General features: G+C 42.6%; 21 protein-coding genes and 1 pseudogene. All 22 read right to left on the minus strand.

The genetic code is table 11. From position 1 onward, the window contains the following. The coding region (locus tag GBAG_RS12720) for a phosphohexomutase domain-containing protein (RefSeq protein ID WP_034496573.1) at positions 1 to 591 on the minus strand (591 nt) is incomplete at its 3' end. A 51-nt stretch (positions 592 to 642) separates the two neighbouring features. Next, positions 643 to 2,076: a mannose-1-phosphate guanyltransferase gene (gene cpsB, locus GBAG_RS12725; protein ID WP_034496575.1), complete on the minus strand. Its 1,434-nt coding sequence runs from the start codon at positions 2,074 to 2,076 to the stop codon at positions 643 to 645. 2 nt (positions 2,077 to 2,078) lie between these two features. Then, positions 2,079 to 3,185, minus strand: a complete 1,107-nt coding sequence (locus GBAG_RS12730) for a glycosyltransferase (RefSeq protein WP_034496614.1) — start codon at positions 3,183 to 3,185, stop codon at positions 2,079 to 2,081. Positions 3,186 to 3,374: 189 nt separating this feature from the next. After that, positions 3,375 to 4,127, minus strand: coding sequence for a glycosyltransferase (locus tag GBAG_RS12735; RefSeq protein ID WP_034496577.1), 753 nt, complete (start codon positions 4,125 to 4,127; stop codon positions 3,375 to 3,377). Between the two features lie 23 nt (positions 4,128 to 4,150). Next, a complete protein-coding gene (locus tag GBAG_RS12740) occupies positions 4,151 to 5,188 on the minus strand; it encodes an EpsG family protein (RefSeq protein WP_034496580.1) in 1,038 nt (345 codons plus the stop codon). A gap of 111 nt (positions 5,189 to 5,299) precedes the next feature. Beyond that, entirely contained in the window at positions 5,300 to 6,217 is a 918-nt protein-coding gene (locus GBAG_RS12745) for a glycosyltransferase family 2 protein (protein ID WP_034496582.1), read from the minus strand. 268 nt (positions 6,218 to 6,485) lie between these two features. Next, a complete protein-coding gene (rfbC, locus tag GBAG_RS12750; protein ID WP_034496584.1) occupies positions 6,486 to 7,037 on the minus strand; it encodes a dTDP-4-dehydrorhamnose 3,5-epimerase in 552 nt (183 codons plus the stop codon). A gap of 28 nt (positions 7,038 to 7,065) precedes the next feature. Then, positions 7,066 to 7,881 (minus strand): glycosyltransferase, encoded by an 816-nt coding sequence (locus GBAG_RS12755; protein ID WP_051873711.1) that lies wholly within the window; start codon positions 7,879 to 7,881, stop codon positions 7,066 to 7,068. Between the two features lie 227 nt (positions 7,882 to 8,108). Continuing rightward, a complete protein-coding gene (locus GBAG_RS12760) occupies positions 8,109 to 9,377 on the minus strand; it encodes an O-antigen translocase (protein WP_034496586.1) in 1,269 nt (422 codons plus the stop codon). 2 nt (positions 9,378 to 9,379) lie between these two features. Further along, entirely contained in the window at positions 9,380 to 10,483 is a 1,104-nt protein-coding gene (locus GBAG_RS12765; protein WP_034496588.1) for a DegT/DnrJ/EryC1/StrS family aminotransferase, read from the minus strand. Beyond that, positions 10,470 to 10,943, minus strand: coding sequence for an acyltransferase (locus tag GBAG_RS12770; RefSeq protein ID WP_034496589.1), 474 nt, complete (start codon positions 10,941 to 10,943; stop codon positions 10,470 to 10,472). The genes GBAG_RS12765 and GBAG_RS12770 overlap by 14 nt, the downstream gene beginning before the upstream one ends. Then, positions 10,921 to 11,340, minus strand: coding sequence for a sugar 3,4-ketoisomerase (locus tag GBAG_RS12775; protein ID WP_034496590.1), 420 nt, complete (start codon positions 11,338 to 11,340; stop codon positions 10,921 to 10,923). The genes GBAG_RS12770 and GBAG_RS12775 overlap by 23 nt, the downstream gene beginning before the upstream one ends. 13 nt (positions 11,341 to 11,353) lie before the next feature. Then, positions 11,354 to 12,232: a glucose-1-phosphate thymidylyltransferase RfbA gene (gene rfbA / locus GBAG_RS12780; RefSeq protein WP_034496592.1), complete on the minus strand. Its 879-nt coding sequence runs from the start codon at positions 12,230 to 12,232 to the stop codon at positions 11,354 to 11,356. A 55-nt stretch (positions 12,233 to 12,287) separates the two neighbouring features. Beyond that, complete coding sequence (gene rfbD / locus GBAG_RS12785; RefSeq protein WP_034496595.1) at positions 12,288 to 13,187, minus strand: dTDP-4-dehydrorhamnose reductase; 900 nt, start codon at positions 13,185 to 13,187, stop codon at positions 12,288 to 12,290. Next, complete coding sequence (gene rfbB / locus GBAG_RS12790; RefSeq protein WP_034496597.1) at positions 13,184 to 14,269, minus strand: dTDP-glucose 4,6-dehydratase; 1,086 nt, start codon at positions 14,267 to 14,269, stop codon at positions 13,184 to 13,186. Before rfbB ends, rfbD begins: the two co-directional genes overlap by 4 nt. A gap of 343 nt (positions 14,270 to 14,612) precedes the next feature. Further along, positions 14,613 to 15,509 (minus strand): UTP--glucose-1-phosphate uridylyltransferase GalF, encoded by an 897-nt coding sequence (gene galF, locus GBAG_RS12795; RefSeq protein ID WP_034496599.1) that lies wholly within the window; start codon positions 15,507 to 15,509, stop codon positions 14,613 to 14,615. A gap of 176 nt (positions 15,510 to 15,685) precedes the next feature. Then, entirely contained in the window at positions 15,686 to 17,113 is a 1,428-nt protein-coding gene (wcaM, locus tag GBAG_RS12800; RefSeq protein WP_034496601.1) for a colanic acid biosynthesis protein WcaM, read from the minus strand. A gap of 6 nt (positions 17,114 to 17,119) precedes the next feature. Further along, positions 17,120 to 18,340: a colanic acid biosynthesis glycosyltransferase WcaL gene (wcaL, locus tag GBAG_RS12805; RefSeq protein ID WP_034496603.1), complete on the minus strand. Its 1,221-nt coding sequence runs from the start codon at positions 18,338 to 18,340 to the stop codon at positions 17,120 to 17,122. Further along, positions 18,337 to 19,617 (minus strand): colanic acid biosynthesis pyruvyl transferase WcaK, encoded by a 1,281-nt coding sequence (gene wcaK / locus GBAG_RS12810; protein WP_034496604.1) that lies wholly within the window; start codon positions 19,615 to 19,617, stop codon positions 18,337 to 18,339. The genes wcaL and wcaK overlap by 4 nt, the downstream gene beginning before the upstream one ends. After that, complete coding sequence (locus GBAG_RS12815; RefSeq protein ID WP_034496607.1) at positions 19,614 to 21,089, minus strand: MOP flippase family protein; 1,476 nt, start codon at positions 21,087 to 21,089, stop codon at positions 19,614 to 19,616. Before GBAG_RS12815 ends, wcaK begins: the two co-directional genes overlap by 4 nt. Before the next feature lie 53 nt (positions 21,090 to 21,142). Next, positions 21,143 to 22,537: an undecaprenyl-phosphate glucose phosphotransferase gene (wcaJ, locus tag GBAG_RS12820; protein WP_034496610.1), complete on the minus strand. Its 1,395-nt coding sequence runs from the start codon at positions 22,535 to 22,537 to the stop codon at positions 21,143 to 21,145. 123 nt (positions 22,538 to 22,660) lie between these two features. Next, positions 22,661 to 23,054 (minus strand): annotated as a pseudogene (locus GBAG_RS12825) (phosphomannomutase CpsG); the annotation flags it as partial.

Here is a 23,054-nt window from a genome sequence, read left to right on the forward strand (position 1 = left end):
ATTGAGTGATTTAAAGCGGGCTTCGATGGCATCGACAATCGGGCCAGCCGCGCCGTTACCGGAGTTAATCACCAGTTTCAGCGGTTTGATGTTGGCCACGTTGATGTAGGTGAACAGATGGTCGATATACGCCTCAACCACCGAAATCTTCTGGTAGCTGCCGCGTTTTGCGGCGTCCACCGGTGGGAAGTCGTTGGCTTCCGCCAGGCGCTGCACGTCGCGCAGGCCGGTGTCGCCGCTGATTGGGCGAGCGCCTTCGCGCACCAGTTTCATGCCGTTGTAGTCCATCGGATTGTGGCTGGCGGTCACTTCAATGCCGCCGTCCACGTTCAGATGCCAGGTGGCGAAATAGATTTCTTCGGTGCCGGACAGGCCGATATCCAGCACGTCCACGCCCGCATCCTGCAATCCTTTTGCCAGCGCCAGTTTAAGTCGCTCGCTGGTCAGGCGCACGTCGCCACCCAGTACGATGGTTTTCGGTTTCAGGTACTCGCCATAAGCGCGGCCAATACGTTCTGCGATGTCTTCATTCAGCTCTTCACCGAGCTTGCCGCGAATGTCGTAGGCTTTAAAACAGGTCAAGGTGTTCATAATCATCCTGAATGTTGTAGGTCGGATAAGCGCAGCGTCATCCGACAGAAGTCAGATACGCCCGTAACGGTCTTCGAAACGGACGATGTCGTCTTCTTCGAGATAAGTGCCGGAACGCACTTCAATCAGGTCGAGCGGGATTTTTCCGGGGTTTTCCAGGCAGTGCGTCACGCCAAGCGGGATGTAGATGGACTCGTTTTCGCCCAGCAATTTTGTCTCTTCACCCAGTGTGACTTTCGCGGTACCCGCCACCACAATCCAGTGCTCGGCGCGGTGATGGTGCATCTGCAAAGACAAGCCTTCGCCCGGTTTCACGGTGATGCGTTTCACCTGGTAACGCTCGCCTTCGTCAATAGAGTCGTACTTCCCCCACGGGCGGTACACTTCGCGGTGGTTATGGTGTTCGTGGCGGCCACTTGCTTTAAGTTCTTCGACTATCTTTTTCACATCTTGAACACAATTTCTATCTGCAACCAGAACGGCATCTTTGGTCTGCACCACGATCAAATCTTTAACGCCAACCGTGGTGACCAGGCCAGATTCCGCATAGATATAGCTATTTTCGGTATCGTGGCTTATCACGTCGCCATGGTGCACATTACCCTGCTGATTCTTGGGGCTGATGTCCCACAACGATGACCATGATCCCACGTCGCTCCAGCCTGCATCCATCGGGACCACCACCGCATCAGCGGTTTTTTCCATCACGGCGTAGTCGATAGACTCATCCGGGCAGGCCAGGAATGCCGCTTCGTCAATGCGCACAAAATCGAGATCCGGGTCAATATTCGCCATCGCTTTTTCGCAGGCATCGAGAATATCCGGGCGGAATTTTTTCAGCTCTTCGAGATAGCGCCCGGCGCGGAACAGGAACATGCCGCTGTTCCAGTAATATTCACCGCTGGAAACGTAAGCCTTAGCGGTGTTGAGATCCGGTTTTTCGACAAACTCTGCAACATCGAAACACCAACAAGTATTTACTGATTTAAGAGGATTACCACGGCGGATATAACCATAACCCGTTTCTGGTTGCAGTGGCACAATCCCGAAAGTAACTAGTTTTCCTTCATTTGCATATGGTATGGCTTTAAACACTGCATCACGAAAGGCTTCATCATTTTTAATGAAATGATCTGCCGCTAACACAAGCATAAGGGGATCAGTATTCTGCTTATCACGCGTTGCAGACAACGCAGCGAGAGCGATAGCTGGTGCGGTATTTTTACCAACTGGTTCTAAAATAATGTTTTGGGTGAGTTTCTCAAGCTGACGTAATTGCTCGGCTACAATGAAACGGTGTTCTTCATTACAAATAACTACCGGATTATCACACTCTACACCGTTTAAACGGCTAATAGTGGATTGCAACATTGTCAGTTCGCCGCTAAGACACAGGAACTGCTTTGGATAAAGGACTCTAGATAAAGGCCATAAACGACTTCCAGCACCGCCTGCAAGGACAACTGGAGTGATCTTAATCTCCATAGTTATCTCAGCTCCGAATAAAGTTGATTGAGAGATTCAACCATTTTGTTTTTAGTGAAGTTCGTGTGGAATCTTAAATAAGCATTTTCAGAAAGCACATTGGCTTTTTCGAGAACAGTGATAATACCCGCAGCCAAAGCTTCTGAATTCCCGGGTTCAACAACCACACCAGAATAACCATTCTTATTAACCCATGGGACTCCACTATTAGCGATATCTGTAGACACTACAGGTTTTTTGAAACTCATTGCTTCAAGTTGGACAACCCCAAAGGCTTCGGACTCATGAATTGATGGTAAGCAGAACACATCACAAAGCTTATAATAAGCAGAAAGTTGATCATACGGTATGCCACCTAACAAAATAACCTTGTCAGTTAACTCAAGTTCACTTATTAATGTAGTTAACTTACCATATAACTCCCCCTCACCACCGATGAGAATTACAGTATCTGGTGGTAATTGTTTGGCAGCTTTAACTAAAAACTCAAAACCTTTATAATATACAAGTCTTCCTAAAGAAAAAACGATTTTTTTACCTGCATATTTTTTATGTAATTCACTTTCATAAAAAACATTGTTTGGCATTTTATTTTCATCAATGCCAATAGGTATACAGGTTAATTTCTGTTGATAAGGCTGTAGTGCTGACGATTTTATCCCATAAACTGGAGAGGTAACGATAACTCTGGCTGCTTGCTTGAGAATCCAAGTTTGAAAAGGTTTGAATAAAAATAATAGTTTTTTTTGTTTGACAATGTCACTATGCCAATGAATAACAATTCTATTTTTAGTTGGAAATAAAAACAAAGCTATAACAGCTAAAGGATTGGGGAGATGTAGATGAATAACATCATAATTGTTACGAATCTCTCGCCATTTTTTAATGAATGAAAATGAAATCGGCGTTGAAAAAACAACCCCTAAAATCCCACATCTAAATATTTTGTAATTGTGTTTTTCTTCAGAATCATTTGATTTATTGTCTACACACAAAACATCAATCGATCGAGAATGCAAGGAGTAAAAACCATCACTTATATCATAAGCAACTTGCTCGATCCCCCCAAATACAGGTGGAAAAAATTTACATACTTGTAAAACCTTCATATTATAGTGCCCCATAAAACTTCTTTAGTAACATGCAATAGATAAGAAATTAATAATATTGTCATGTAACACATTAAGATAATAAACAAGCTCATGAACTATTTTCTTTTCAGAAAAGATAATTCACAAACTAATAAAATAAAAGTAAGATAACCTATAACTATAGAGATCTGAAGTGAGAATAATAACTTAATGGAAGACTCTTTTTAGCAATTCCAAAAGAATATAAATTCGATATTTTATTTTAAAGAATATAGATGTTTTACTTATCGCACCAGAGGTAGATACAGCCATATCGTGTCGTCTGTATAAAATTAATGGTTCATTAATAAATATAACCTTCCCATAAATCTTCCCAATCAAACCTATCCATAAATCGTGTCCAATATTCCGTCCAGGAAAAGGGAATGTTTCTTTTAGAAGATCTTTACTGAAACACATACAACAACCTAAATAGGGGTTTTTATAAATAGTATTGAGGATGGAATCTTTAGCATTGATACAACTAAAGTAAGAATGATTAATTATGCTTCTATCATTATTTATTATTGTACAATCACATATGACAACTTGATTGATGTTATTTTTATTATTAAACAAAGGTAATGTTTTGGAGACACGGCCTTTCATCCAAATATCATCCTGATCCGCAAGATAAATGACATCTCCTTGAGCGTATTTCAATGCATTTTGTAAATTATTAGAGACAAGACCGACATTGACCTCCGTTTTATTTCCTTTGATATTAACTTTATCATGCATAAAGACTTTAATTCTTGAATCATTAATTGAAGTAATGACTGCTAATGTACCATCAGTAGAATGATCATCAGAAATAATTATTTCATCATCATCAGACAGTTGGTCTAAAATACTATCCAACTGCTCTTTAATGTATTTTTCACCATTATAAGTTGGTATACATACCGAAATTTTTTTCATTATCAAAGCTCTTTGATCAAAGTCTAAAATGAATAATCGTTTAATATACCCACATGAAATATATTTATATAAAACATGCAAATTGCAACTGCGATCACAAATAATTTGGAAATCATCTTTTGTCTTGTCAAGGCTACCAAGGCCGGCAATAGCACAATTTCAGCGACAGAAAACAATTCGCTTATTCGCAAAGAAAACACAGGTATGAATGAGAAAAGCACTAACGCCAATGGGGCAAGTGTATATAACTTAGTAATTAATATAATTTCTGAAGGACCTTGGATTTTCCGAAATGCAAAAAATGAATAATAAACGATGGTCAAATGGATAAATTGTAGTGCTGAATAAACATTAATCGGCACAAAATCCACACTCGCATTTTGTGCAACATAATCAGAATATTTCGCTTGGACATAAGGTACATTAACATAACTTAGGAGTGTTAATACATTAATCCCAAAAAAGTATGCAACATAAACAACAATAACCATTAACGAATAAGCTAAGATATAACTAAAATGTATTCTACGAGTGTCAAAAAACAAAGCTATAATGAATAAGATAGCTGTATAGTGGAAGGCAAATGCAATCAATAAAAAAAGAAAAAACTTCTGTCTATTCTTTTCAACTATATATTTTAATGCATAGAAAGCAATTGCGCTTGCAGCCCCAACTCTTATTTGCGTCATATCATGAAGCAGATAAGTATTAGAAAAATACACAACTAAGGATAGTAATATATATGGTGAAGTTCTTTTTATAAATTTGCTTTTAAAAAATATTATTATCGCAGAATATAAAATAAACAACAAATTATCATATTGAAAAATATTGACAGCCATCCAACTAATAACTTTAAATGTTGGCTCTATGGGATAAAAAATATCTGATGCTGATAGATGCATCAGAAACTGATAATTTTGATAATCTCTGTCAACATTTGCACCTCTAAAGCCACAAATAATAAAAAGAATGAACAGCATGGGATTGTAAAATATTCGCTGCTCTCGTGGAAAGCTAAAAAGCACAAGTAAAACAAACACTCCTACATATATATACATTTTTATCTTACGTTCTCATATAAAATAATTTGACAGTTAAATATATTTCTCATTTATATAATAACGATAACTTCCCCATAGCTCTGAATAAATTTAACAAGGAAATAAATTTTAATAAAAATGTCCGCGTCCCATTTTATTATTAAAACCATCTTTAATCGCAGTAATAAAAAGTTTTATTTTTAATATTTTATTTTTAGCAAAAAGAGAATGAGTTACAATGAACAACGGCAACCTCAGAGTAAGGAAAACTTTATGTCTAAAACTTAAGCTATTCTTAAACAAAAGAAAAATGATATTTCTTACAACAAAATAATGTCGAAAATCATTGTGAATTATTAAATTTTTACCCATAACTCTAACGGCTTTACTACCAATATTATGATTCATGATGAGGTTTGGTGCAATATATGAATAATATCCTTTTCTGTTACATCTTTCACACCATTCTATATCGACTAAATCAATAAAAAGAGACTCATCCATCATCCCTACTTTATCAAAAACCTCTGTCCGAATTAGCGAGCCTGAAGCAATGAGATAATCAGTTGCTATAATATCTTTATTGCTAACAGGAATCATTTTTTTATAGAATGGCTTCATTATTATTGCGCCACTCGTCTTTTTTGTTTTAACATCAAAAAATGCTGGTCCTATAGCCGCAATTTTGACTCCGTCATTTAATAATATCAATTCTGTATCTAGCAATTTACTAACCATTTCTTTAGGTAATAAGCTATCTTGATCTAGAAGTAATACATGTGTTGCCTGTATTTTTCTTGCACTTTGTATTCCAATGTTTTGAGCTGCGGCAATTCCGACATTTCCATCTGCATGAATATACGTGATCATGTGGCTATAACCCTTAATCACTTCAGTCAAATCGACAGTTCCTTCAGTTTCAGAGTTATCAATTAATATGATGTTAGTTAGTTGTTTTATTGCCCCATTGAGTAAAGCATATAAAGCCTGAGCATCAGGGTTATATAAAACAACAATCCCAACTATTTTTAATTCGTAATCACGCATATAAATCTCACATAAAAATGAAAATAAAGTAATTGCCTAAATAAACTTAATGTTATTTTGTGCAATGAAACGCCTTACAAGTTCATTCCAGCAAACAATCTTAGAGTCGATTGATATACATAATTCACTCTTATTTATTACGCTATCAACATCTATCATCAACATCTATCATCAACATCTATCATCAACATCTATCATCAACATCTATCATCAACATCATGAATGAAAACGAACTATTTTTATTGCTGCATTATTTAATGCATGTCATTTATATATTTTCTGCTTTTAAATTACCAAATGTAGGCAAAAGTTTATCTTTTTCTGATAATAACACTTCATTATCCACTGGCCAATCAATGTTAACTGACTGGTCATTCCAAACAAATCCTGCCTCGGCACTTGGATTATAATAGTTTGTAGTTTTATACATAAATTCTGCACATTCACTTATTACAACAAACCCATGAGCAAAACCTTCAGGTATCCAAAATTGGCGTTTATTTTCCGCAGATAAAATTACACCAACCCATTTTCCAAAAGTTTTAGACCCGATTCTTATATCAACAGCAACGTCGAAAACCTCGCCTAAAGTGCACCGGACTAATTTTCCTTGGCTAAATGGAGGTTTTTGGAAGTGCATCCCCCTCAAAACACCTCTTGTTGAACGCGAATGATTATCTTGAACAAAATTAACTTCAGAGCCTATAATTTCATTAAATGTGGAAAGGTTAAAACTTTCCATAAAAAAACCACGTTCATCAGAAAAAACTTTCGGTTCGATGATTTTTAAATCAGCAATAGAAGTATCTATTATTTTCATTGTATTCTCTTAAATTATTTTCACTAATTTAGACTGGTTTAGATAATGCACTATTAAGTTTCGAACCCACCAGGTCCCACGAGTAATGATTAATATTGCGAATATTATCACTTATTTCTTCCTGAATTTCTTCTTGAGTAGATGCAAAAAAGTAATCTAGTTTTTCAATTATCATCTTTTCATTTAAATGTTTGATTTTATAATGACTATCACTTTCTACTAAGGGGGCATAATTAGAGATGACAATACATCCACAAGCCATTGATTCTGCACATGGGTAATGAAATGCACCATCCTCAACCAACCCACTAGCTATCATAAGGTCATTAGTTCTATAAAACCTGGCTAACTCGTTATCATTATCAATTTTCACATAATGATATTTAATACAATTCTTTGTAAGACGTAATTTATCTTCCTCACTTATATAGACGGCGATATTGACGGTAACTTCATGTTTTTTATCCCATGCTATAATTGCATCAATTATTTCTTTTGTTCCTTTATGTCTCTCTACACGACCAATTACTCCAATATTTTTTTTATTATTATGACATTCACGCTTGTAAAACATTTGGAGATCAATGCCCGCGGGGATAATAATTTTGTTTTTATTTAAATAATTTGGAAGTAATTGCTCATGATTGGTGATTTTTTTTAATGGTAAGTAATATGTTAAATAAGCCAATGTTTTTCTTATAATATTGTTATAAAAAACAACTTCATAAGCTTGAATGTAATAAAACTTCTTTATTGTTCTGGGTAAAAAACTCACAAAATAGGCTGTAAGATGGAAATTGGCGATTACAGCATCTGGTTTTATATATTTGCATGCTTGATACATATGGAAACAAGTAATTAAAAAATTAACAATTCTATTGTATTTTTCTCACTATGAGTTCTTATAATTTTCGCATTTGTTTCATAATATGGAATATTACCATTGTCAGGAGAAACAAAATAAACATCGTTATTATGTTTAATTAGTTCGTTTGCCATTTTAGACAAAACCCGTTCCCCCCCAGACTTACCAAATCCAAAAACAGGTATAATAATTTTCAAAGCTGACCTCTATCTTGATTTCTCATTACGAACATTAAAGTGATTTGTAAAAACAAATGCAAAGAAAAAATACATTACATATGTAATCAAATAGCTAACATTTGCACCTTGGACGCCAAATATATTTATCAAATAATAACTAGCAATAACGAAAATTAAAGAAAATATCAATTCAGAGCTTATGAAAATTTTTGAATGACCTTGAGCTTGAAGGGTGTATGAATACAAAAATCCAGCCACTTTAATTACATCGCCAGTTAGTTGTAGCAAAAATAATTCTCGTGCCATACGGAATTTTTCGGTAAATAAAATGGAAATTATCTCATCACGTAAGAAATAAATACCCAAACCCATACAGGTAGTTACAAATAAAACATAAAAAATTGTGCTATTAATTTCATTCCTAATTAACACACTATTTTTTAGAATCGCAAGTCGCGGTAAAAAATATGTAGATAGGGCAATTGTTACCACCCCCAGATATATTTCAGATATTTTCCATACAGCTTGCCATTGTCCAGCACTTTCCCATCCTGTTTTAGCAATTAGAATCTTTCGAATAAGCAATAATGCGACAGGCATTGAAATGACAGCTGTTAATGCCATCAAAGTATATTTGATTATTTGAAATATTTTTTCGCCATCAGTTTCTCCCCACCAATATTTAATGCGGAACCATGATTTATTCAGACAAAAACAAATTAAAACAAGTCCAGCAACCCCACTATTGAGTGCCGTTGCCACCAATGCACCTTTCAAATTAAAAGAAAAGATCAGAAGAGACATTACAATAGTCGAAACAAAGACAGAAAGCATACCTAACAAAATATATTGCTTATATCTCTGTTGACCATTCAAGACAGACGAAATGAGTGTATTAAAAATTGAAAAAGGTAGAATACAGCAAGCAAAAACTATGACCCATATATAGGTCTTATCATCAAAAAGCAGCGTTGATAATTTACTAGAGAATAAAATAACCAGGGGAATGATAAGAAATGTAAATAGCGCTGTTACCTTAAAGCATGCACTCCACCAGGGAGCACACGCTTTTTCACCATTTGACCAATTTTCCGCAGTGTATCTTACAAGCCCTGTGCTTACTGGCGCAGTAGTGATACCAGTAAGTATTGTCATTAAACTCTGAACCTGGCCCAACATAGCAATTCCAGTTGGACCAGTATAAACAGCAACAAACTTGCCAATAACAAACCCAGCGATCATTTTAAAAAATGTATATATCGCAGATAATATTGTAACTTGTAAGAATTTTTTCATTACTAGTAATTATTAACCATCTTAATTATATAATTTACTTCTTCATCTGTCATAACTGGACTTATAGGTAAAGAAATGACCTCGGCATGAATTTTTTCAGCAACCGGTAAATTTAATGCCGAAAGTTCTTTATAAGCCAGTTGTTTATGCGGAGGTAATGGATAATGTATCAATGTCTGAATCCCATTTTTTTGTAAATAAGTCTGTAGTTCTTCGCGGTTTGACGTTCTAATTACAAATAGATGCCAAACATGTCCCTCTTGTTTTTCAACAGCGGGTAGAAATATCTTAGAATTGTTAATTTCATTGATGTATCGATTTGCAATCTTTTGCCGGATTGTTGTATCTCCATCCAACACCTCCATCTTAACACGTAACAATGCAGCCTGGAGCTCATCAAGCCGACTGTTTTGACCTTTGTAGAGATTTTCATATTTTTTATGCGAACCATAATTCCGCAATGCTTTCAAAGTATCGGCCAGTTCATTATCATTTGTAGTAATTGCGCCTGCATCACCTAATGCCCCTAAATTTTTGCCTGGGTAAAAACTAAACCCAGCAGCATTCCCCCAAGCGCCAGCTTTACGATTTTCGAAGTGAGCTCCATGAGATTGAGCACAGTCTTCAAGGACTAAAAGATTATATTTCTTTGCAATTTCATTTATTAGAGGCATATTGGACAATTGTCCATAAAGATGTACAGGTAAAATCGCTTTAGTTTTATTTGTGATTGCTGACTCGATCAAGTCTGTATTAATGTTATAGGTATTTATATCTGGTTCAATCATTACAGGAATTAGATTATTCTCAGTAACTGCTAAAATAGATGCAATGTAAGTATTTGCCGGAACTAATACTTCATCCCCATCATTTAAATGCCCTAGTTCTTTCCATGCGCGTAAAACCAAAATAAGAGCATCCAAGCCATTAGCTACGCCAATACAATGCTTGACACCACAGTATTCAGCAAATTGAGATTCAAATTTATTTAGTTCTTCCCCCATAACATACCAGCCAGAGTCTAAAACTCGGGTAAAAGCAGTTACTAATTCATCACGTTGACGATTATTGATGGCATGTAAATCTAGAAAATTAATTTTTTTCATTATCATTAATCCATTTAACAAAACGAGCAGGATTACCGGCAACTATTGCATGAGGAGGAACATCTTTGGTTACTACACTACCAGCACCAACAATAGAACTCTCCCCAATTTCTAACCCTGGTAAAATTGTAGCATTTGCCCCAATTGAAGCATTTCTTCTAACATATGTTTTGGGAAACTTCTCAGGATACTGTTGTGAGCGTGGATATTTATCATTGGTGAAAGCGACACATGGGCCTATGAATACATTATCTTCAATAATAATTCCATCCCAAAGATAAACGCCACTTTTCACAGTAACATTATTGCCAATAACAACATCATTCTCAATAAATGAATTGGCGCAAATATTACAATTTGCGCCAATCTCAGCATCTTTGAGTATAACCACAAACTGCCAAATACGAGTGTTTTCTCCGACGTTACTTGTTTGAACGTCACTTAGTTTGTGAATTTTCATTACACTCTACTCTTTCCAGGAACTCTTGATAATTGCGTATATAGTCCGACTCATCATAATAATCATTAGCCAGAACCATTAATATACAATCATCGCTGAAGTCGTACATTTCATGCCAGATATAAGGTTCAATGAGGAGACCTATTGCTGGATCGTTTAGTTCAATTTCTTTTTTATTTATACCGTCGTCAAAATGAAATTTACATGATCCACGGGAAACTATTGCTACTTGTCGCGTCGCTTTGTGTGCATGGAAACCACGTCTAATTCCATGTAGTGTGTCGAAAATATAATAAATTCTTTTAATCGAAAAAGGGATATTCCTTTCTTCTTCTAATGCGACTAATAAACCTCGTTCATCCCCATGCTTCTGCAAGGGTAATAGTGTGATATCCATAGTTATTCTCTAATTAGTTATCGCGAACTATTTTTAATAGATACTGTCCATACGCATTTTTCGCTAAAGGAACAGCCAGTTTCTTAACCTGCTCCGCATCTATAAAACCTTTACGGAAAGCTATCTCTTCAGGACAAGCTACTTTTAATCCCTGACGCAATTCAATAGTCTGGATAAAGTTACTCGCTTCAATTAAACTTTGATGCGTTCCAGTGTCCAGCCAGGCATACCCACGGCCCATCATTGCAACGGACATGCGCCCCTGCTCCATATATATGCGGTTAATATCCGTAATTTCTAATTCACCACGAGGAGACGGTTTCAGGCTTTTAGCCATTTCTACAACGCTATTATCGTAGAAGTAAAGTCCTGTTACGGCATAATTACTTTTCGGTTCAAGAGGCTTTTCCTCAAGAGAAATAGCCTTACCTTCTTTATCAAACTCAACCACACCATAGCGTTCAGGATCGTGAACGTGGTATGCGAATACTGTTGCACCTGATTTTTGAGCAACTGCATTTTCAAGTTGCTTCTGCAAATCATGACCGTAGAAAATGTTATCACCGAGAACCAGCGCGCAATCATCCTTACCAATAAATTCTTCACCGATAATGAATGCCTGAGCAAGGCCATCTGGGCTTTCTTGAACTTTATATTGCAGATTCAGGCCCCACTGAGAACCGTCACCAAGCAACTGTTCGAAACGAGGTGTATCCTGCGGCGTACTGATAATCAAAATATCGCGAATACCCGCCAGCATCAGAGTGCTGAGCGGGTAATAAATCATTGGCTTGTCATAGATTGGCAGAAGTTGCTTACTCACCGCCATAGTCACCGGGTATAAACGAGTACCAGAACCACCAGCAAGAATAATACCTTTACGTGAAGTCATTTTAATTTTCCATTTTTCAAAGTAGCCTGTGATCAAACCACTTATTAATCTATTGCTATGCTTTCGCCGCAGCAAAAATTTCAGCTAACATGCGCTTAACACCTACATCCCATTCAGGAAGTGTCAACCCAAATGCATTTTTGAATTTCTGAGTATTCAGACGTGAATTCTGAGGGCGACTAGCAGGTGTTGGGTAAGCACTAGTAGGAACTGGATTTGTTTTGTTCACTGCCAGTTCAAGACCAGCTTTTTTCGCTTCTGCGAACACGAGGTTGGCATAATCAAACCAGGTGGTGGTACCGGAAGCAACCAAATGATATAACCCGGCGACTTCAGGTTTTTCAATAGCTGTTTTTATTGCATGAGCCGTGCAATCTGCAAGAAGTTCTGCGCCTGTAGGCGCACCAAACTGATCATTAATGATGGAAAGCTCTTCACGATCTTTTGCAAGACGCAGCATAGTTTTAGCAAAGTTATTGCCTTTGCCTGCAAAAACCCAGCTTGTGCGGAAAATGAGATGACGTGTGCAGTATTGCTGCACCGCAATTTCTCCGGCAAGTTTGGTTTCCCCATAAGTATTTAACGGTGCTGTTGCATCGGTCTCCACCCAAGGTTTTGTACCATCACCAGGAAAAACATAGTCGGTTGAATAATGAATAAGCCATGCATTGATTTTTTCGGCTTCTTTGGCGATCGCTTCAACACTCGTTGCATTAAGCAGCTGAGCAAACTCTCGCTCACTTTCAGCTTTATCTACAGCAGTGTGGGCTGCAGCATTGACAATAATATCAGGCTTCACGCGACGGACAGTTTCTGCCACACCTTCAGGGTTACTGAAATCGCCGCAATATTCCGTTGATTGGACATCGACTGCGATTACATTTCCGAGTGGTGCAAGTGAACGTTGTAATTCCCAACCAACCTGCCCTGTTTTACCAAATAATAAAATATTCATTTGCGCTCACCGTAATTCTGTTCAATCCATGATTTATAGGCACCGCTTTTAATATTATCGACCCAAGGTTGGTTGGTTAAATACCATTCAACCGTTTTACGAATCCCACTTTCGAAGGTCTCTTGTGGTTTCCAGTTCAACTCGTGGCTAATTTTGCTGGCATCAATCGCATAACGACGGTCATGACCAGGACGGTCCGCAACATAGGTAATTTGTTCACGGTATGAAGTGTTCTTAGGAACCATGTCATCCAGCAGGTCGCAAATAGTCAGTACCACATCGAGATTTTTCTTCTCATTGTGGCCACCGATATTATAAGTCTCACCAAGCACACCTTGAGTAACAACCGTGTACAACGCACGTGCATGATCTTCTACATATAGCCAGTCACGAATCTGATCGCCTTTGCCGTATACCGGTAAGTTCTTCCCTTCAAGCGCGTTGAGAATAACCAATGGGATCAGTTTTTCCGGGAAGTGATATGGGCCGTAGTTGTTCGAGCAATTAGTGACAATGCACGGAAGCCCATAGGTACGTTGCCACGCACGGACTAAATGGTCGCTTGATGCTTTGGATGCGGAATATGGACTGCTTGGTGCATAAGAAGTGGTTTCGGTAAATAGCGGAAGCACTTCCCCTGCCTCACATTCATCAGGATGCGGAAGATCCCCATACACTTCATCAGTAGAAATATGGTGGAAGCGAAAACCTGCTTTGCGTTCATTACTCATTTGCGACCAATACGCACGAGCAGCTTCGAGCAAAGTGTAAGTGCCCACAATATTGGTTTCGATAAATTCCGCGGGGCCCGTGATGGAACGGTCCACATGGCTCTCTGCTGCAAGATGCATAACTGCATCTGGCTGATATTCAGCAAAAATGTTATCCAATGCCGCTCTGTCACAAATATCCGCCTGAACAAAAGCATAGCGATCATTGCCAGAAACCTCTGCCAATGATTCTAAATTGCCTGCATAGGTTAATTTATCGACATTAACGACGCTGTCTTGAGTGTTATTTATAATATGACGAACGACCGCAGAACCAATAAAACCGGCACCACCAGTGACAAGAATTTTCACAGGAACAATCTCTCTATAATCTCGTATTGATTTTCTTCGATAAAGAATATCGAACGTTTAAACGTAAGTGAGGTAATGACAATGCTACCGCCCCTGGCTCAACAGCTACCAGTGGACTGAACTTCTTCTCGCACTACCCTGTTCGGCGGGCAGATAACTAAGTTTTGCAACACATTCGGATATTTTGAGGGATGAATATTCGAATATGCAGCGAAGAACCGTTATACCGGTTTACCCAATAAAAACGGCAGCCCGCTGCAGAAAGTTACAAAATTGTAACCTCCCACCAACTATGACTGCCGTTCTTCTCATCAGACTTTGATCATCATCGATTACAAAAAAATCAACGAGCCAATAATTTCTGAATGCTATCCCTGAACTTCTGCCCTTCTTTGTGGTTACGCAAGCCATACTGAACAAATGCCTGCATATACCCCATTTTCTTCCCGCAGTCGTAGCTATCGCCTGTCATCAGTGCGGCTTCAACTGCTTGCTTTTTGTTCAGCTCAGCGATGGCATCAGTAAGCTGGATACGGCCCCAGGCACCTGGTTCGGTTTTCTCAAGCTCTGCCCAGATATCCGCAGACAAAACATAGCGACCAACAGCGGCTACATCTGAATCCAGTGTCTGTGGTTGATCCGGTTTTTCTACGAAATCAACTATACGACCAATCTGCCCATCATTTTGAAGTGGCTCTTCGGTCGTAATCACTGAGTACTCAGAGAGATCTTCGTTCGGCATACGTTTTGCCAGAACCTGGCTACGCCCAGTCTCTTTAAAACGCTCAACAATGGCCGCTAAATTATAGCGCAATGGATCCGCACTGGCGCCATCAAGGATAACGTCAGGTAACACCACAACGAATGGATTATCACCAATGACCGGATGGGCACACAAAATGGAGTGGCCAAGGCCTAAAGGCTGAGCCTGACGGACGTTCATGATGGTCACGCCTGGAGGACAGATGGACTGGACTTCCGCGAGCAACTGGCGCTTAACGCGCTGCTCAAGCAAGGCTTCCAGTTCATAAGATGTGTCGAAATGGTTCTCTACAGCATTCTTTGAAGAGTGCGTTACCAGCACGATTTCTTTGATACCGGCAGCTACGATTTCGTCAACAATGTATTGAATCATCGGCTTGTCAACGATCGGCAGCATCTCCTTCGGAATTGCTTTTGTTGCAGGCAACATATGCATGCCCAAACCTGCGACCGGAATCACTGCTTTCAAATTAATCATATTTAGACCCACCTCGAAACGGTTTGAGGATTATAAACTTTTCGTGCTGTGATACCAGCATGAATTGATCCCCTGAATTAGTACTGCATTTTAACGTTCTCAACAAAGCAAGCAAAACCAACTCTTTGTTTTAAACGATTAAACTGTTCGGAAAATTCGCAATCTGATTTGACATTCTATTTCGTTGCAACTGGCAAAGAAAAATTCAACCTATCAGCATTCACATACCGCTGATCCACCCTGTCAATGTCCACCGAACTGTGCCCTTTCTCGTTCACAGCGCGCACATTGGCGAGCGACAGCAGCGTCTCGTCTTTTGCCATAAAACGCCCACGCACGTCTTTGCGCAGGTCGAAGTTCAGCTTCAGCGCAGGCCCAGTGTTAGCGTACTGCATCACATCGATGTTTCTCAGAAACAAGTGTTGCGGTTTGTTATGCAACTCAAGCGTAGCGCGCTTCATGGTGACGTTCGTGATAGCCACAAAGGAGGTCGCATTACCGGAAGATATCTGAATTCCCCGGCTTTTATACTTCATGTGACTATTATCAAGCGAAATATCGTTTAGTTTAAAATTTTGTGGAATAGATAAATATTTACCTTTGATCACACCATAGCCTATTAAAAACCCCGCACTATCTTTCATTTGGATATTATCAAGCACGAAATTATCACAACCATAAATAGCTACCGTAGCGTTATCAATCCCCGCTTTCTGGCTGAAAGTGTGATTAATATTGTGTGCCTTTATATTACGAATAATGAAGTGTTTGCCGTTTTCAACGTGCACCAGTTGGCGGCAGTTGCTACCGGTGATATTCGCCACCACAAAATTCTTTACTGCCTGGTCTTCAGGGTAGTCGTTGTCATAAGTGCTGCCCGCAAGCCCGATGCCGATGCCCCAGTTTATCTTGCCATTGGTGCAGTCAATGTTCTCGATCACGTGGTCGGAGATCAGCAAATCGTGGTCGTTAATCGCCACGTTCCATTCGATAGCATCACCTTGTAAGTGGCTAAAGTGTCCATTAGTGATCTTTACGTTTTCCATGCGGTTATGGAACCCTTGCCGCAAAATGGCGTAGTTCGCATCGTGTACCGTAATCTGATCTATGACCAGGTTACGCATCGTGCGCTTCTCTTTACCGCCGATGTAGATTTGCGTCACTGGCACAAATCCGCTCATATCAATCCCTTTGATGGTGCAGTCTGACCCTCGCACATCAAGGGTAATATTGTTAAATCGCCCGCCCTTCTCACCCAGAATCTGGCAGCCGTCCTGCATCACAAAGCGCCCTTTACCGTTGCCTTTTAAGCCGCCCGCAACATGCAAAGTTTTACCTTCGGGCATAAAGATCGCCGTATTGATGTTGTCGCAGACTAAATCGGCGGGAACGGTCACGGTATCAGCGGTTGAGAAAGCCTGTTTGAAGGCGGCAATCCAGTCACCACGATAGAACTTTTGGACGCTGACCTCACTTTTGCCAGCGGCAGCTAATACATAGCGAGGGGATATGAATGGCACCGCGGCCAGCACGGAGCTGGCTTTTAGTAATTTGCGGCGGGAGGGAGAGAAGGAGGTGTGGGGAGTTTTAAATGTTTTGCGCATACGTCCTCATAACATCTGTAACTGGCGAGCGAGTTGCTGGTAGATAACCTTCTGGTTGAATTCAGTTTCAACTTTTTCGCGAGCCAGGTTCAGCATCGGTCTCAGCTCGCTGGCCTCGATATTGCCGAAAGCTTGTAAGCAATCTGCGAGCGCGGTCGCATCTTTTTCTGGCACCAGCCAGCCTGAACGCCCGGCATCAATCAGTTCAGGAATACCGCTATGAACCGTAGAAATCACCGGAATGCCAACCGCCATCGCTTCCATCAATGCCACGGGAATCCCTTCCATATCGCCATCTTCGCCCGTGACAGAAGGCAGAAGAAATACATCGGCTTCATCCAGCATCGCTTTCACTTCGTGATTGGGTTTAAACCCCGGCATAAACACCACATCGTCGAGCTGAAATTGTTCAATCAGCGTGCGCAGGCGTTTTTCCCACGGGCCAATCCCCAGGATGTTGTAGCGGAATTTCACGCCGCGCTCTTTGAGCAACAGACAGGCGTCGATAGCGACGTGCAGCCCTTTTTTCTCAGTCAACCGGGCCACCGAGATAATCTCCAGGGTTTTGGCGGGAGCCTTCACCGGGCGTTGTGAAAAGCGTTCCATGTCGACACCCATGCGCGACACGCTGATTTTCGCCGTCGGGCAGCCCATGTTTTGCAAGCGCCCCGCCCATAATTGACTGATGGGCAGCATTAAATCGCCACGGGTAAACAGCTTCTGATATTCAGGTGTGTAATGATTCAGGGCTTCACGGCCTGAAATATCAATGCCGTGGAATACGGTGGCGATTTTGCCCTTCAGCAAACCAAGTTCACGTAGCTTTGCCGCCGTCACACCCGCCGGGCCAAAGTGGGCAATAAATACATCCGCGCACACGGTTTGCGGATGGCTGCCGCAAATAGACGACAAAATCAGATTGCGAGCTTCCTCGCCGTAACGTTTTGCATTCAGCGCACGCCAGGTGCGTGGTCGTAACGAGCCACGCAGCGTGTTCAACGCGCGGGATTGCAGTTTTGCGACCTTTCCCGCAGGTTCATCCATCAGCCAGGTCGTTTTCTCCGCAAGCCCGTACTCCTTGAATGCCGAATGCGTATGGGTCAAATCGCCTTTTTGAATCGCGACAATTTCCACCTCGTACCCCATGTCGATAAACGCGGTTATCTGGTTGAGCACGAAGGTTTCGGATGCCACCGGGAATTTGAGCAGGAAGAAACCGACTTTCATTTTCCCTCCTTAATTCGCGTTAATACCGACTCCACCATGCGCAGACCGTCCTCACGTTCGGCGCGCACCGCATGAGCCAGGCGCTCATTAATGGCAGGCAATTGCCCTAATACGTCCGCCACCACACTCTGGAGCGAACCGTTAAGTAGCTGGCGGATTTCTATCGCCATTTCTGGTAAACCCAACTGCTGCATGATGCCCGCGGATTTGTGTTCGTAATTGATAGCAATCGCAGGCGTGCCGAAGTTCATAGAGATAATCGCCGAATGCAGACGTGTGCCCACGGTCAGCTCACACTCGCCCAGAATCTTGCCCATTTCCAGGTCGTTGAGTTCATCCATCACCACATGATATTGCTCCGGGTCATTCACGTACTGCCGCAGATTGAGCGCCACCATGCGGTCATCTTTGTTGTAGCTATCAATTCCCGTACAGGTCGAGAGCGCCAACACCTGATAACCCTCTTCAATCACGCGATTAACCACCGCTGCGAACGCTTGCTCGTAGGCCTGTTGCGTGGTGCCGAGGCGCTTGTCGAACGGCGCCAGTTCACGCAGTGTAATTGCGACAGTTTTCTTGCGCTTGATGGTGTTAAGCCAGTGATTCACCGCATAATTCGGTACAAAACTATCGTTGTGATGGTCCACAAGCCACGCGGTATCCACGCCCTGCTCGACTTTGCTGCTGTCGATATTGCTTTGGTTCATCAATTTAAGGCTGACGGTTTCACGCAAAATCAACGACTCCACATTGCCGAAGACATAACTCGCCAGATGATTAAACTGCGGGTCCTGGAATGGCCCCACGCTGTGCCCAATCATGTAAACCGGCTTTTTCGCCATAAAACTGCACAGCGCATGCTCGAACTGCGAAACACCGTATAAATCGACAAAAAACGATCCGCCGACCTGAATAATCGCGTCATATTTTTGCAGCGATTTCACGAAATCAATAAAGCCCTGCGGAATGGAGATATTGCGCAGACGCCCGTTGTCAGTGGCCTTTGCCAGCAAAACCTGGTGTTGATATTTACGGCGCAGCACTTTCTTCACTCGCCCCATCAACCCAACGGCATTGTTGTGCTGCTTCATTTGTTTATACAGGCCGTCGCCCATCACCGGGCGGCCCAGCAGCCAGGCAGAGCTCACCGGGTAGCGGCTCATCACGTCAACGTCTACCGATTCATCAATGGTGGTAATCGCATCAATAAGCCCACGCAAAATGGCGCTATCACCACGGTTGCCGCAGGTGTGGTTGCCAAGAATTAATAATTTCATACAGACCTCTTTTTCAAATGGGGTTCTCTTCTTATGAACTGACGTTTCATCTCGACCACCAGCGCGTTACGCGAAAGCAACAGCATGACGATAAAGGCCAGTGCGCCCGCCGCAATTTGCGTCGCCAGTAACAGGCCGAGGGAGATATGCCCTTTCAGGGCGATCCCCAGCGCAGCACTCACCACAATGGTTGGAATGGAAAGGTAAAACGGCAGCCAGATACTCTGAATGTACTGACGATAACTGGAGCCAAGCACCGGTTTGATCATCACGAAGTAGCTCAGAACCGTGTTCACCACCTGCACAAACAGGAAGCCGAGCGTCACGCCCAACGCGCCCGCAAGATGCCCACCGACAATAATCGCCGGGATAAACAGACACGTTTTGAAGACGTTAAATTTAAAGCTGATATCGACCCGCGCTTTCGCCATTAGCAGCGAACCAATCGGGTTGCCGATAGATCGCAGCAGCCCCACCACGCACAGCAATTGCAGAATTGGGGTAATGAATTGCCACTTTTCACCAAATACCAACGGCACAAAATTGTTCGAAACCACTAAAAGACCAAGCAGCGCCGGGAAGTTGATGATTCCGACAATCGACAACAGTTTGTAGAAGTTGATACGTAACTTGTCGGTATCGTCCTGGATTTTGGCAAATGCCGGGAACAGCACACGGGTGATAATTGGGTTCAGTTTCATCGGCGGCACGACCGCCACGTTATAAGCGAGGTTGTAACCCCCGGCGATGCTGGCCCCTAAAATACGCGCCAGCACCAGGGTAGAAAGATTGGTATTCACGTAATTGATAATGCTGTCAGCCGTCAACCACGCGCCAAATTTCAGGTTAGAGCCGACGGACTTCAGCGAGAAATGCAGGCCAGGGCGATAAATTTTGCGGCCAAAGAAGCCGAACAACGACGTGCGCACCACGGTGTTGACCAGATAACCGATAATCGCGGTCATGGCGAACGGGTAAAACATCGCCGCCCCCACCGTGACAGTAAAGCCCGCCATCACTGAAACCGTTTCAATCGAGCCAATCTTTGAAAACTCCAGCTCTTTTTGCATCAACGCGCGGAACTGCTGGCCGTGAGGAATGACGATAAACGCAAACGACAGTGTTTTAATCAGCGGCGAAAGCTTCGGCGCATGCAGCACCGAGGCGATAACATCGCTGAGCAAAAATACGGCGGCAAAGACCACGATCCCGAGGCCCACATTCAGCCAGTACAGCGTGGTGAGTTCGAGGTGGCTGATTTCCTTACGCTGGATGATCGAGTTAGCAATGCCAAAATCCGACAGCGTATCGGCCAGCGCGATAATCACCAGCGAGATAGTCAGCAGGCCAAACTCGTGATTGTCGACAATCCGCGCCAGCACGGTCATTTGCACCAGGCCAAGGCTGATAATAATCACCGTGGCGATAGCCGACCATTTCGCGCCGCTGATGGTTTTTTCTCTCAGGCTCATTGGGTTATCCGTTAATTTGTCGGATGACGCGGTACTTATCCGACCTACAAATTTTAATACGCAGCTTTATTCACAAAGCCTTTGAAAATGGTGAGGAAGACAATTTTGATGTCAAACCACAGGCTCCATTCGCGGATGTACTCCAGGTCAAACTCAACGCGTTTTTCCATTTTCTCGAGCGTATCGGTCTCACCGCGCCAGCCGTTGATTTGCGCCCAGCCTGTAATGCCCGGCTTCACTTTATGGCGCAACATGTAGCCTTCAATTAGCGAGCGATACTGCTCGTTATGCGCCACCGCGTGAGGTCGCGGCCCAACGATCGACATCTCGCCCATCAGCACATTGATAAACTGCGGCAGTTCGTCAAGAGAGGTACGGCGCAGGAAATTCCCCACCGGCGTCACACGCTTATCGCCTTTGGTGGCCTGGGTGACGACCGTGTCGTTTTCCATCACTTTCATCGAGCGGAATTTCCATACCTTGATCGGCTTGCCGTCCATGCCATAGCGCGTCTGGCGGAAGATCACCGGGCCGGGAGACGTCAATTTCACCGCCGCACTGATACACAGCAACACCGGGGAAATAAACAGCAGGATCATCGCCGAAAGCACGATGTCTTCGAGGCGTTTCAGGATGCGGTTGATGCCGTTGAGCGGCGTATCAAACAGTGGCACAACCGGCACACCGTTCACTTCTTCGGTGCGGGAGTTCAGAATATTGAAGGTAAACACATCCGGGATCAGCATCACCGAACAGGTGGTATCCGTCAGTTCGCGCACCAGGCTTTTAATGCGTGCTTCTTCACTCATCGCCATCGCGATATAGACGTTGTCGATGCGTCCGGCGCGCGCCTGCTCCACTAAATCTGCAAAACAGCCCGCATAATCACCGTGTTTTGATTCTGGCTGTTCGTCGTCGTAAACGCCCATCACATCAAAACCTAACCACGGCTCATTGCGGAAGCTTTCGGCGAGCGTGTAACCGACCGGCATAGAACCCGCGATAGCAATGCGGCGTGTGTTGTAGCCCATATTGCGCAGCCAACCGGCACCGAAACGAATAAACGAGCGGCACATCACCATGCCGAAACTGGTTAACACATACCAGGCCAGATACACCCAGAATGAACCGTCGAAATCCGGGTTAAATGCCAGCAGTCCGGCGCTGAAAATCAGGCTCAGCGTCCAGTTTTGCAGCAACAGCATCAGTTCGCTGGAAATTCGCACACCGCGCCAGGAACGATAAAAATCGGTTATTCCACCAATCATTTGAAAGACGACGAGGGCCAGCAACGCCATCAGCAAATGCATGTACAAAAACGGTAACGCGTTGACCTGACACACTACCCATAAGCCAACAAACATAATGGTTATGTCGGAAAAACGTTGCACCATAGAGATCAACGATGCGTTCGTTTTTGGCAGCTCGCGCTTTTTTAGGTTTGTCATCGTTTTACCTTTATTAAGATTACCCCTCACCCCGCCCCTCTCCCTCAAGGAGAGGGAGAAAACCGTTCAGTCCCCTCTCCTTGGGGAGAGGGTTAGGGTGAGGGCGACCTATGCCGGGTCAAATCACTGATTCAACAGTTCCATAATTTCCTGCGTTCGCGCCTGCATCAGCTTTTCATCGCTGCGCGATTCCACATTCAGGCGCACCACCGGCTCGGTGTTCGAGCTGCGCAGATTAAAGCGCCAGTCGGCGAACGCCATGCTGATACCGTCGGTGTTATCAACTTCCTCAGCGTGCGGCGCAAAGTGCTGCTGTACGCGTTCAATGGCGACTGTCGGGTCCGCCAGCTTGCTGTTGATTTCCCCGCTCGCCGGCCACGCCGCCATGCGGTCACACACCAGTTCGCCCAGGGTTTTGCCTTTCAGGCACAGCAGTTCCGTCACCAGCAGCCACGGGATCATCCCGCTGTCGCAGTAGGCAAAATCACGGAAATAGTGGTGGGCGCTCATTTCCCCG

This window comes from Buttiauxella agrestis ATCC 33320, from assembly GCF_000735355.1.
Taxonomy (GTDB): domain Bacteria; phylum Pseudomonadota; class Gammaproteobacteria; order Enterobacterales; family Enterobacteriaceae; genus Buttiauxella; species Buttiauxella agrestis.